Here is a 10,958-nt window from a genome sequence, read left to right on the forward strand (position 1 = left end):
CCGTCTGCGATTGGCCCTTGGCTTTACTTCGTACGACGCTCCTGAAAAGCCTCTCTGAGTTCGGCCAGTTCATCGCTTGTCGCTCCCAATTCCACATCGGCACGGCTTGCAGGTAAATCCCTGTAAGCAATCGGCTGATCGAACTGGCTGGCCGTAAAGTCGTACCGCCGACCACCGATGCGATTGTAAAAATGGTCGCCGGCCGGCAGCGGCGTCCTCAGCAACTCGCCGCCGAAGAGCTCGTGGATCAGCAGCGAGGTGACGTTGCATTGCCCCGCCGCCGGATTGCTCGCCGTCCATTGACTGGCGGTTGCCAACGACCAGGCCTTGCGCAGCGCGCTTTGAACCTCATCGGGATCGAAGCTCATCATCAACCCCAGGCCAGCCGCCGAGGCGCTCATTTCGGATTTTGCGATAATGCCTTTATGCCACTGTTTTGCCCGACGAGTCAAACGATCTCGCTGAAGCACGCGCGCCTGCCCGCTTTGACGCCCAAAAATACGAAGTTGCCCTCGACCGCGCGATGCTCGGGCGTGCCTGCCAATTAGCCCATCGCATCAAGCTGTTGGCTACACTCGCAACGCCTTGTCCTCTCACCCCTCGTCTACTGTGCATGGGGTTGTTTTTCAGATTTTTTGTTGGAGGCCCCGCCCGTCCCCCGGCGACACCGCCGCTCGCCGATATCCGCTCGCCTATTCCGATCGCGTCGCCCCAAAGAAAAGCCCGGCCTCGCGAACGAGACCGGGCGTGTCGTCTTGCGACTTGCTCGAAGATCAGCCGCGGGTGCGCGAGCGGATCATGAAGCTGTCGTAGGTGTATTCGGCGACCTGCCACCACAGATATTCGTCGGAGCGGTAGGCCTGCATGGCGTCGATCGACTTCTTGAAGTCGGGATTCTTGGCCGAGATCTCGCCCCACAATTCGTTGGTCGCCTTGAGGCAGGCTTCCAGAACCTCATTGGTGAACGGGCGAAGCTGCGTTCCGCCGGCGACCAGACGCTTCAGCGCGCCGGGGTTCACCATGTCGTAGCGCGCGGCCATCCAGGTGTTGGTGTTGACGGTCGCGTTGGTGAGGATCGCCTGATAGTTCTTCGGCAGCTCGTTCCACTTGTCGATGTTGGCGAAGGCGTGAACGGTCGGACCGCCTTCCCAGAAGCCCGGGTAGTAGTAGTACTTAGCGACCTTGGCGAAGCCGAGCTTCTCGTCATCGTAGGGACCGACCCATTCGGCCGCGTCGATGGTGCCCTTCTCGAGCGACGGATAGATGTCGCCGCCGGCGAGCTGCTGCGGCACCACGCCGACCTTCTGAAGCACCTGGCCGGCAATGCCGCCGATGCGCATCTTCAGGCCCGACAGGTCGGCAACGGTCTTGATCTCCTTGCGGAACCAGCCGCCCATCTGGGTGCCGGTGTTGCCGCAGGGGAAGCCCACCACGTTCGTCTTCTTGAAGAACTCGTTGGCGAGCTCGTTCCCGCCGCCTTGGTACAGCCAGGAATTCTGCTGGCGTGCATTCAGCCCGAAAGGCACCGACGCGAAAATCGCGAAGGTCGGGTCTTTGCCGACGTAATAATACGACACCGTGTGGCACATCTCGACGGTGCCCTTCTGGGTCGCATCCAGCGCCTGCAGGCCCGGGACGATTTCACCCGCCTGGAAGACCTGAATCTGAAACTTGTTGTCGGTCATCTCGGCGACGTACTTCGCCATCTGCTCGGCACCGCCATAGATGGTGTCGAGCGACTTCGGGAAGCTCGACGTCAGGCGCCACTTGATCTCGGGCGAGGACTGCGCGATCGCCGGCGAGGCCACCGCGGCGGTCGCCGCCGCGCCGGCTGCCGACACTTTCAGGAAATCACGACGCTTCATCTTCAGTCTCTCCTTGTTGGGGCGTTTCCCCTAACTTCCTCTTTGCTGCCGCTCATTCCGGCGACGCGTTCTTGGGCCGCGTCGAACCGAAGGGGCTTGACTGCCGTGGGCCTTTAACACGGAAGCCCTGCTTTCGAAACGCGACATTGGCATGACAGGGCTCTACGAAAGTCGCATGTCCCCAAGGTATTGGTTTCAAGGGATCGGCTTGGATCCGCTTAGGCCGCGGCGATGACGCCCTTGAGCTGGTCCCGCACCTGTCCCGCAATGGCGCGGTAGATCGCCGCATGGGGACCATCCGGCTCGCTGTCCACTACGGGCGTGCCCGCATCCGAGGTGGCGCGAATCGCCATGTGCAGGGGGATCTCGCCCAGGAATGGTACCCCGAGCTTCTCGGCCTCGTGGCGCGCGCCGCCATGGCCGAAAATGTCGGATTTCGTGCCGCATTGCGGGCACTGGAAATAGCTCATGTTCTCGACGATGCCGAGCACGGGCACGTTGACCTTCTTGAACATCGCAAGCCCCCGCCTTGCGTCGATCAGCGACAGGTCCTGCGGGGTCGAGACGATCACGGCGCCCTTCAAAGGGACGTTCTGCGCCAGCGTGAGCTGGGCATCGCCGGTGCCTGGCGGCATGTCGACGACGAGCACATCGAGCTGGCCCCATACGACGTCGCGCAGCATCTGCGTCACTGCCGACATCACCATCGGCCCGCGCCAGATCATCGCGGTCTCTTCCTCCACCAGGAAGCCGATCGACATGATGGCCAGGCCAAAGCGCCTGAGCGGAATCATCTTGCGCTCGTCGTTCAGCTCCGGCTTCTCGTGCAGGCCCGTCAGCCGCGGCACCGATGGGCCGTAGATGTCGGCATCGAGCAGCCCGACCTTGAGGCCGAGATCGCGCAGACCGAGTGCCAGGTTGAGCGCGGTGGTGGATTTGCCGACACCGCCCTTGCCCGAGGCGACCGCGATCACGGCCGCGACGCCCGGAATCTCGGACTGCCGCGCCATCGGCGATTGGGCGCCGCCCTGCGGCGGCGGCTTGTGGGCGTGGACGGGCTGCACGCCCGGCGTGCCGCGGCTGGGAGTTGGCGGCGGTGGCGGCGCCGCGCCGGCCTTCCGCTCGGCGGTCAGCGCCACCATGACGGTGGTGACGCCGGGAATGGCGCGCACCGCGGCCTCGGCCTCGGCCCGGACGGATTCCCAGGCTCGCGCTTCGGCGGCATCGACATTGATCGAGAAGAACACCTTGCCGTCGGCCGCGCTGATCGCGCTCAGCACATTGGCATTGGTGAGCGCGACCCCGCGGGGCGACTTGATCCTGGCGAGGCTGTCGAGAACCTGTTGCTGCGTCACGCTCAAAGCGCATCTCCTAGAATTCAAGATGCCCCATTAGAGCGGAAACGCCCAAAAGGCTACTGCCTGCCGATATCGTCAGCCATCTCGGCGGGCGCGGCCCCCTGCTCCAGGGCCGCCTCGTAGTTGAGCTCGATCATGACCCCGTTGGGGTCGTGGACGAAGATCTGCCAGAGCTCACCGCCGGGCACTTGGCGGGAGTCGAACTTCATCCCCTTTGAGGCCAGCCGCTGCTTCATGCCGTCAAACCCGCGGCTGGCGAAGGCGACGTGGTGGACAACGCCGGAATCCGGCTTTTGTGGCTCGGCAGTCGGAGAAATATCGACGAGGTGCACCACCGGCTTTCCCTCGCTGTACATCCAGGCGCCGGGGAAGGCGAAATTCGGCCGGGCGCCTTTTTCCAGGCCCAGCACGTCCTCGTAGAAGCGGACGGTTTCGGCCAGATTCCGGGTCCGGACATTGAAATGATCGAGCACGCCCACGCTTACGCCGCCCATGCCTTCGCTCCCTTTTTTTGAAGTCCTTAGGTCCACCATCCTAACACAGGCGGGGGCCAAACGAACCCGTTGCCCTCCGGCCTCAAGGGTTTATGGTGCGCCCGATCTGCCGCAATGGCGGAACCGGACGGCCCTCGCCCGGCAAGAACCGTAAAACCCAAACTACGGACAAGGTACTACAGATGGCTAAAGTCGCTTTCCTCGGTCTCGGCGTGATGGGCTTCCCCATGGCCGGACACCTCGTGAAAAAAGGGGGCCATGAGGTCACCGTCTATAACCGCACCGCGGCCAAGGCGAAGGAGTGGGCGGACAAGTTCGGCGGCAAGACCGCGGCGACCCCGAAGGCCGCGGCCGAGGGCCAGGATTTCGTGATGTGCTGCGTCGGCAACGATAACGATCTGCGCGCGGTCACGATCGGTGCCGACGGCGCGTTTGCCGGCATGAAGAAGGGTGCAACCTTCGTCGACCACACCACCGCTTCCGCCGAGGTCGCGCGTGAGCTCGATGCGGCCGCGACCAAGGCCGGCTTCAAGTTCATCGACGCACCCGTGTCCGGCGGCCAGGCCGGCGCCGAGAACGGCGTGCTGACGGTGATGTGCGGCGGCGCGCAGGACGCCTATGCCGGCGCCGAGCCGATCATCACAGGCGCCTATGCGCGGATGTGCAAATTGCTGGGGCCCGCCGGCTCCGGCCAGCTGACCAAAATGGTCAACCAGATCTGCATCGCCGGCCTCGTCCAGGGCCTCTCCGAGGGTATTCACTTCGCCAAGAAAAGTGGCCTTGACGTCGCCGCCGTGATCGAAACCATCTCCAAGGGCGCCGCGCAGTCCTGGCAGATGGAGAACCGCTACAAGACCATGAACGAGGACAAATACGATTTCGGCTTCGCGGTCGAATGGATGCGCAAGGATCTCTCGATCTCGCTGGCCGAAGCCCGTCGCAATGGCGCCAATCTGCCGGTGACCGCGCTCGTCGACCAGTTCTACGCCGAGGTCGAGAAGATGGGCGGCAAGCGCTGGGATACATCGAGCCTGCTCGCGCGCCTGAATCGCTGACACCTCACGAAGTGATCCTGCCTTGCTGACCGCACTCGCCGCAATCTTCATCCTCGCCTATGCGGCGATCGCGCTCGAGCATCCTATCGGGGTGAACAAGAGCGCGTCTGCGCTACTCGGCGCGGGCGTGCTCTGGACAATCTACGCGCTCGCGACCGGCGACCACACGCTGGTCGGCCGTCAGCTTGACGAGTCCGTCGCTGCCACCGCGCAGATCGTGTTCTTCCTGGTTGGCGCGATGACCATCGTCGAGGTCATCGACGCCCATGACGGTTTCGAGGTCATCACCTCCCGCATCAGCACGACCAGCCAGGTCCGTCTGATATGGCTGATTGGCTTCGTTACCTTCTTCCTCAGTGCAATCCTCGACAATCTGACCACCACCATCGTCATGGTCTCGCTGATCCAGCGGCTGATCGCCAAGCGCGACGACCGCTTGCTGTTCGCCTCCCTCATCGTCATCGCCGCAAATGCCGGCGGCGCATGGACCGTGATCGGCGACGTCACCACGACCATGCTGTGGATCGGCGGACAGATTTCGCCCCTGAAAATCATGAGCGCGGTGTTCCTGCCCTCCTTGCTCAACCTGCTGGTGCCGCTCGCATTCATCAGCTTTTCACTCAAGGGCAAGACCATCGCACCACCGCCGAAAGAGGACGGATTGCAGGGCGTCGATCCGTTCGAGCGGAACGTGATGTTCTATCTCGGACTCGGCGTACTGATCGCGGTGCCCGCCTTCAAGACGGTCACGCACCTGCCGCCCTTCATGGGCGTCCTGCTCGGGCTTGGCATCGTGTGGTTGGTCGGCGAGATCGTTCATCGCAAAAAGGATGAGCATGTCCGCGGTCCCCTCACGCTTGCGAATGCGCTGACGCGGATCGACATGGGCTCGATCGTATTCTTCCTCGGCATCTTGCTCGCGGTCGCCTGCCTCGAACATGCCGGCCTGCTCTCCATGGTGGCCAAATGGCTGGACACCGCGATCGGCCGACAGGACATCATCGTGATCGTGCTCGGCCTGCTCAGTGCTGTCATCGACAACGTGCCGCTGGTCGCCGCGACGATGGGCATGTACGACCTCGCGCATTATCCACCCGACAGCTTCATCTGGGAGTTCATCGCCTATTGCGCCGGAACCGGCGGCTCGATCCTGATCATCGGCTCGGCCGCAGGCGTCGCCGCCATGGGGCTCGAGCGCATCGAGTTCCTCTGGTACGCCCGCCGCATCGCCGTTCCCGCGCTCGCCGGCTATCTGGCGGGCGCCGTGGTGTACATCGCGCAGCACGCGGCGCTGCATTGAGCGGCTCACGCCGGATCCAAAATTAACGCCGGGTTAACGTAATTCTTTAGCTCCTTAAGTCACCTCTTAAGGATTTCTTGCCAGAGATAGAGAATGCAGAAGGCCCGTCCCGCGCGGGCAGGAATTGTTGTTGTGCGATGAGTAAACCCGCTGAAAAGCCCGAGGTTGTGCAGCTTCCGGCCGAGCCGGTGAGCGTGCCGTCGGCGAGCAATCGCCGGGCTGCGGCACAGCGGGTGCGCGAGGCGCGCGATAAGTTAACGTCGACCAGTGGAACCCGGCCGGCTTTCGATGCCGAAATGCTGCGCCAGTACGCCCAGACGCGGCTGTCGGCCTCCTATGTCGTGATGCTGCTTGTGGTCGCGACAGGCGTGCTGTTTGGGCTGTGGATGCAGCCGATCCCGGCCGCGGCCTGGACCGCCGGCATGCTTTGCATTCATGCCGCAATGATCCGCAGCTGCCACCGCTTCCTGGCCGAGCCCGCCTCGCCCGCGGCAACGCGCGCATGGCAGACGCGTTTCGTCGTGCTCGACCTGCTCTATGGCCTTTGCTGGATGGCGATCCTGATCCATCCCGTGCTCGACATGATCACGGAAACGCTGATGATGTTCCTGATGCTGCTGGTGATCGCAGTATCAAGCATGCTGGCCGCCAATCTGCCGATCGCCGCCCTCGCCGCCACCGCACCGGTCGCGGTCGCGATGGCGCTGAGCTTCGTGATGACCGGCTCGCTGGATAATTACATTCTGGCCGCGCTCGCCGTCGCCGCCGAAGGCTATTTCGTGTTGTTGGCTCACCGCCTGCACTCTTCGACCTTCGCCACGCTCGAGGCGCGGGCCGAGAAGGACGCGCTGATCGGCGAGCTCGAACAAGCCAAGGCGATCTCGGACGAAGCGCGCCACCGCGCCGAATCCGCCAATGTGGCCAAGTCGCGCTTTCTGGCGCAGATGAGCCACGAACTGCGGACGCCGCTCAATGCAATCCTCGGCTTCTCGGAAGTGATGAAGAGCGAGATTTTCGGCGCGCATGCCGTGCCGGTCTACAAGGAGTACTCGGCCGACATCCACAATTCCGGCGTCCACCTGCTCAACCTCATCAACGAGATCCTCGATCTGTCGCGGATCGAGGCTGGCCGCTACGAGCTCAACGAGGAAGCGGTCTCGCTGGTCGGCATCGTCGCCGACTGCCATCATTTGATGAAGCTGCGCGCCTCGAGCCGTGGCATCACCATCCACGAGGTGTTCGAGCAGGCAATGCCGCGGCTGTGGGCCGACGAGCGCGCGATCCGCCAGGTCGTGCTCAATCTGCTCTCCAACTCGATCAAGTTCACTCCGCAGGGCGGCGAGATCTGGCTCAAGGCCGGCTGGACGGCCTCAGGCGGACAATATCTCTCGGTGAAGGACACCGGCTCCGGGATTCCCGAGGACGAGATCCCGGTCGTGCTCGCCTCGTTCGGCCAAGGCTCCAATTCGATCAAGTCGGCCGAACAGGGCGCCGGTCTCGGCCTGCCGATCGCCAAGAATCTGGTCGACCTGCATGGCGGTACGTTCACGCTGAAATCGAAGCTGCGCATCGGCACCGAAGTGATCGTCACCTTCCCGCCCGAGCGCGTGATGAGCGCGCTGGCGCCGATGTCGGATGATTCTCCGCCGCTCCAACCCGAGAGTTCCGCGGTGGCGGACGAGAAGCGCCGGCCCCGCCGCAAGCCGATCATGAGCGCGGGTACGGGCTCGTAACGAGATGCTTGCAGACATGCCCGACCATCCGCCACTATGCCCCAATGAGCAAAGAAACGCCGTGCGTGGCGGTCTGCATGATCGACCCCAAGACCAGGCTGTGCTTCGGCTGCGGACGCACATTGCCGGAGATCGCGCGCTGGCACGCCATGGAGAGCGCGGAGCGGCTCGCCCTCATGGCGCTGTTGCCGGCGCGCATGAATCAGGCTGGACTTCCGCCCATCGCGGGATCGCCGAAACACACCTGACCGGTCGGCGCGCATCTGGAGATGCGCAATGATCCGCTTTCTGCTCGTCTTCATCATGCTCGCCTGCACGGCCGGTGCCGTCGTCGCCTATGGCGATTCCGACCAGATCGCGCGCGCAAGCAGCAAGGTCTCGCATATCTTTCGCACGCAGACCGCAGCGCCCGCGCCCGCCGTGCAGATTCCGCGCGGCCAGGGCGGCGAATTCGCGCTGCGCGCGAAGATCAACGGCGTGGCCGCACCGATGGTCATTGACACCGGCGCGACCTCGGTGGTGCTGACCTGGGAAACCGCGAAGGCGATCGGGCTGCCGCTCGAGATGCTCGAATACGACGTCGATCTCGAAACCGCGGGCGGTCATACCAAGGCGGCCCGCCTCACGATCGACCGCCTCTCCGTCGGTCACCTCGTCGAGAAATCGGTGCCAGCCCTCGTCGTACAGCGCGGGCAGATGAAGACCAACCTGCTCGGGATGAGCTTCCTCGATCGCCTGGAGAGCTGGGGCGTGCGCGCCGACAGGCTGATGCTCACGGGTTATCCGGAGCTCCAGACCAGTCGCCGCCGCTCGCGCCTGGCAGTCGACTAGACTCTTGCAATCCGGCTCGTCATGCGATTACGGCTAGGCCGCCGCCTCCGCCGGTGCGCGCGCACCGACACGCGCAATCGCTTCGCGTAGCACCTCGAGGCCAGCGCCCGGCTTCACCCCCTGCTCGGCAAGATGCCGGCGGAAGGCGCGCGCGCCGGGGACGGCGTGGAATGCGCCGACGAAATGCCTCGCCATAGAGTGCAGCCTCGTGCCGCGCGCGAGCTGCTGTTCGATGTAGGGCACCATCCCTTCGAGCGCATCCTGCATCGAGGCATGCGGCGCCGCCTCGCCGAAAATGTCGGTATCGACCGAGAGCAGCCGCCACGGCTCCTGATAGGCGGCTCGTCCAAGCATCGCGCCGTCAACGTGATCGAGATGTGCCCTTGCCTCGTCGACACCGGGGATGCCGCCGTTGATGATGACAGGCACATCCGGCATCGCGCGCTTGAGGCGATAGACGCGATCATAGTCGAGCGGCGGGATGTCGCGATTCTCCTTTGGTGACAAACCGCTGAGCCATGCTTTCCGGGCATGTACGATCAGCGCATCGCAGCCGGAGTCAACGACTGCGTGCGCAAGGTTGTCGAGCGCGACTTCGGGATCCTGGTCGTCGATCCCGATGCGGCACTTCACGGTCACGGGCACGGCCACCTCACCCTTCATCGCCTCGACGCACCTCGCCACGAGATCAGGCTCTGCCATCAGGCAAGCGCCGAAACGGCCGTCCTTCACGCGGTCGGAGGGGCAGCCGACGTTGAGGTTGATTTCGTCATAACCGAACTCCTCGCCGATCCGCGCCGCCAGCGCCAGCTCGCGTGGGTCCGACCCGCCGAGCTGAAGCGCGACCGGGTGCTCGACTAGGTCGAACCCAAGCAGCCGCTTCCGGTCACCATGAATGATGGCGCCAGTGGTCAGCATCTCCGTATAGAGCAGCGCCCGCCTCGTCAGGTGACGGTGGAACACCCGGCAATGCCGGTCGGTCCAATCCATCATGGGCGCCACGGAAAAGCGATATTCTTGATATTCCAAGTAGTTATCCTATCCTTACAATGGACTAGAGCAGGAACAAGTGCACACGTGTGCACTCCAAACTAGCCAAAATTGCACACGTTTGTACCGCGTTTGATCTCCCGGTGCACACTAGCGCACATGAAATCCGGGTGGAGCGCACACGCGGTGCCGACCTTTAAGAAGCTCTAGTCGGGCAGCTGGCGCGTTCAAGTCAGGAGGAATCGTATCGCACTTCGTAGTCCTGGCCGTTAGCCACGCGGGCGCGATCTTGTTTGCGTCCCCGTGCGGTCTTCTTCTTCGCTGCCATCTGCTCCTCCGTCCGCGAAACTCATCGCGGTGCGACGCTTCAAGGAATCGCGAGTTCCTTCAAAGAAGCTGTTGCGAGCGCGAGGCCGAACGAACGCGAGCGACGCAGCATCGCGGCTCCAACTTGGTGGGCTTTTCCATTTTCAGTTCCTCGACCGCCTGCACGAAGGCTTGGTCGCGCCGCATGAGCAAAGCGGCCATTTGGCGCACGTCGCGCGAGCTGGTTTGCTCCGGACTTTCGCCCGGAGCCCGCTCCCGTTTTCTTGCAGATGCTTCTCTAGATCCTCCTTTCCAAAACCCACGGCTCGGGAAAACTTGGAACTTCTCAGCCCAGCGTAGGTTGGTTGCCGATCGTTGAACTCAGGAGCCGAAAATGAGCCGCGGAATGCCATCGATGACCGCCCTCTTGGGTATGCTCGCAATCGCGGGGTATCAAAATCGGGACAAGCTGGCGGACATGTTTCGCAATGCGACCTCCGGCCAGCCGGCGGGTGCCAAGGATTCCCTGAGCGGCATGCTCGGCAGCCTTGGCGGCCTAGCGGGCACCGGAGGCGTGGGTTCGCTGCTGAACGGCGGGATCGGCGAATTGCTCGAGCACTTCAGGCAGAACGGGCAAGGCGATGTGGCTCAATCCTGGATCAATCAGGGGCCGAACCGCGAAGTCACTCCGCCCGAACTCCAGCAGGCTATCGGTCCGGACGTCCTTCAAAAACTGGAGCAGCAGACCGGCTTGTCACAGCAGGAGATTCTCGACCGTTTGTCCCGAGAGCTTCCGACTGCCGTGGACAAATACACGCCTGATGGACGTCTTCCGGCTTCATCGGCGGGATAACACCACAGCGATCGAGGGAGAGACATGAGCATCATCTGGACGATCATCATCGGTTTCGTCGCAGGCGTCATCGCGAAGTTCATCATGCCCGGCGACAACGAGCCCTCGGGTTTCATCCTGACCACCATCCTGGGAATAGTGGGCGCGTTCGTTGCGACCTATCTTGGCCAATC

General features: G+C 63.3%; 13 protein-coding genes and 1 pseudogene. 7 read left to right on the forward strand and 7 right to left on the reverse strand.

Annotated elements, in window-relative coordinates; all coding sequences use genetic code 11:
- Positions 1–23: 23 nt before the first annotated feature.
- The 4 genes from AC0L3B_RS11550 to AC0L3B_RS11565 form a co-directional block, all read right to left on the reverse strand.
- Positions 24–470, reverse strand: a complete 447-nt coding sequence (locus tag AC0L3B_RS11550) for a YunG family protein (protein ID WP_438286320.1) — start codon at positions 468–470, stop codon at positions 24–26.
- A 303-nt stretch (positions 471–773) separates the two neighbouring features.
- On the reverse strand, positions 774–1,865 hold the full coding sequence (locus AC0L3B_RS11555; protein ID WP_018459388.1) for a TRAP transporter substrate-binding protein: 1,092 nt from the start codon (positions 1,863–1,865) through the stop codon (positions 774–776).
- Positions 1,866–2,083: 218 nt separating this feature from the next.
- A complete protein-coding gene (locus tag AC0L3B_RS11560; protein ID WP_018459389.1) occupies positions 2,084–3,226 on the reverse strand; it encodes an Mrp/NBP35 family ATP-binding protein in 1,143 nt (380 codons plus the stop codon).
- A 53-nt stretch (positions 3,227–3,279) separates the two neighbouring features.
- Positions 3,280–3,717: a VOC family protein gene (locus AC0L3B_RS11565; RefSeq protein WP_018459390.1), complete on the reverse strand. Its 438-nt coding sequence runs from the start codon at positions 3,715–3,717 to the stop codon at positions 3,280–3,282.
- Between the two features lie 182 nt (positions 3,718–3,899).
- Between AC0L3B_RS11565 and AC0L3B_RS11570 the strand changes: the two genes are divergently transcribed.
- The 5 genes from AC0L3B_RS11570 (at position 3,900) to AC0L3B_RS11590 (ending at position 8,636) form a co-directional block, all read left to right on the forward strand.
- Positions 3,900–4,772, forward strand: a complete 873-nt coding sequence (locus AC0L3B_RS11570; protein ID WP_026233796.1) for an NAD(P)-dependent oxidoreductase — start codon at positions 3,900–3,902, stop codon at positions 4,770–4,772.
- A gap of 22 nt (positions 4,773–4,794) precedes the next feature.
- Positions 4,795–6,072: a sodium:proton antiporter NhaD gene (gene nhaD / locus AC0L3B_RS11575; protein ID WP_018459392.1), complete on the forward strand. Its 1,278-nt coding sequence runs from the start codon at positions 4,795–4,797 to the stop codon at positions 6,070–6,072.
- A gap of 137 nt (positions 6,073–6,209) precedes the next feature.
- Entirely contained in the window at positions 6,210–7,805 is a 1,596-nt protein-coding gene (locus AC0L3B_RS11580; RefSeq protein WP_085352721.1) for a sensor histidine kinase, read from the forward strand.
- A 44-nt stretch (positions 7,806–7,849) separates the two neighbouring features.
- Complete coding sequence (locus AC0L3B_RS11585) at positions 7,850–8,053, forward strand: DUF1289 domain-containing protein (protein WP_018459394.1); 204 nt, start codon at positions 7,850–7,852, stop codon at positions 8,051–8,053.
- 28 nt (positions 8,054–8,081) lie between these two features.
- Positions 8,082–8,636 carry a TIGR02281 family clan AA aspartic protease gene (locus tag AC0L3B_RS11590; protein ID WP_018459395.1) on the forward strand — a complete coding sequence of 185 codons (555 nt, stop codon included), beginning with the start codon at positions 8,082–8,084 and terminating at the stop codon, positions 8,634–8,636.
- Between the two features lie 33 nt (positions 8,637–8,669).
- On the opposite strand, the gene dusA is transcribed toward AC0L3B_RS11590, so the two are convergent.
- From dusA to AC0L3B_RS11605, 3 genes and pseudogenes are all read right to left on the reverse strand, one after another.
- The gene (gene dusA, locus AC0L3B_RS11595) at positions 8,670–9,665 is read right to left on the reverse strand and encodes a tRNA dihydrouridine(20/20a) synthase DusA (RefSeq protein WP_085352720.1); all 996 of its coding nucleotides are present in this window, start codon (positions 9,663–9,665) and stop codon (positions 8,670–8,672) included.
- Positions 9,666–9,864: 199 nt separating this feature from the next.
- Positions 9,865–9,954: pseudogene (locus AC0L3B_RS11600) on the reverse strand (DUF3606 domain-containing protein); the annotation flags it as partial.
- Between the two features lie 59 nt (positions 9,955–10,013).
- Positions 10,014–10,154 carry a hypothetical protein gene (locus tag AC0L3B_RS11605; protein WP_317244491.1) on the reverse strand — a complete coding sequence of 47 codons (141 nt, stop codon included), beginning with the start codon at positions 10,152–10,154 and terminating at the stop codon, positions 10,014–10,016.
- 172 nt (positions 10,155–10,326) lie between these two features.
- Between AC0L3B_RS11605 and AC0L3B_RS11610 the strand changes: the two genes are divergently transcribed.
- Positions 10,327–10,785, forward strand: a complete 459-nt coding sequence (locus tag AC0L3B_RS11610) for a YidB family protein (RefSeq protein WP_026233798.1) — start codon at positions 10,327–10,329, stop codon at positions 10,783–10,785.
- Between the two features lie 24 nt (positions 10,786–10,809).
- The coding region (locus AC0L3B_RS11615) for a GlsB/YeaQ/YmgE family stress response membrane protein (protein WP_473380408.1) at positions 10,810–10,958 on the forward strand (149 nt) is incomplete at its 3' end.

Source organism: Bradyrhizobium sp. Kon56, from assembly GCF_055807635.1.